Source organism: Erwinia plantamica (assembly GCF_043420595.1).
Taxonomy (GTDB): Bacteria; Pseudomonadota; Gammaproteobacteria; order Enterobacterales; family Enterobacteriaceae; genus Erwinia; species Erwinia aeris.
The window spans coordinates 1-464 of the sequence record NZ_JBGCUC010000080.1 but is presented as its reverse complement, the minus strand read 5'-3'; the positions used below and the strand labels follow the sequence as shown (position 1 = coordinate 464).

The 464-nt window shown below is 61.6% G+C and carries 1 protein-coding gene; it reads left to right on the top strand.

Translation table 11 applies throughout. The annotated features are described in order from the left end of the window. On the top strand, positions 1 to 430 hold a 430-nt coding region (locus AB3U87_RS22160), incomplete at its 5' end, for a molybdopterin-dependent oxidoreductase (protein ID WP_394150573.1). Positions 431 to 464: the final 34 nt, after the last annotated feature.

The window sequence follows — 464 nt, the reverse complement described above, 5'->3', positions numbered from 1 at the left end:
GCTGGTCGAGAACAAGAAGCCGTGGACGCTCGACGAATTGTACAAGCTGCCGCAGGTCAAGCAGGTGACGCGCCATATCTGCGTCGAGGGCTGGAGCGCGATCGGCAGCTGGACCGGCACGCCGCTGCGCGATTTCCTCAAGCTGGTCGGGGCCGACACCCGCGCGAAATATGTCTGGTTCCAGTGCGCCGACAAGGACGGCTACAATTCACCACTGGACATGCGCACGGCGCTGCACCCGCAGACCCAGATGCCGTTCAAATTCGCCGCCCAGATCCTGCCGCGCGCCTATGGCTTCCCGATGAAGATCCGGGTGCCGACCAAGCTCGGCTTCAAGACCCCGAAATACGTGCTCTCGATGGAAGTCACCAACGACTACAAGGGCGGCTACTGGGAAGATCAGGGCTATAATTCGTTTAGTGGGAGCTGATCTGCGGTCGTCCCGGCGAAGGCCGGGACCCATA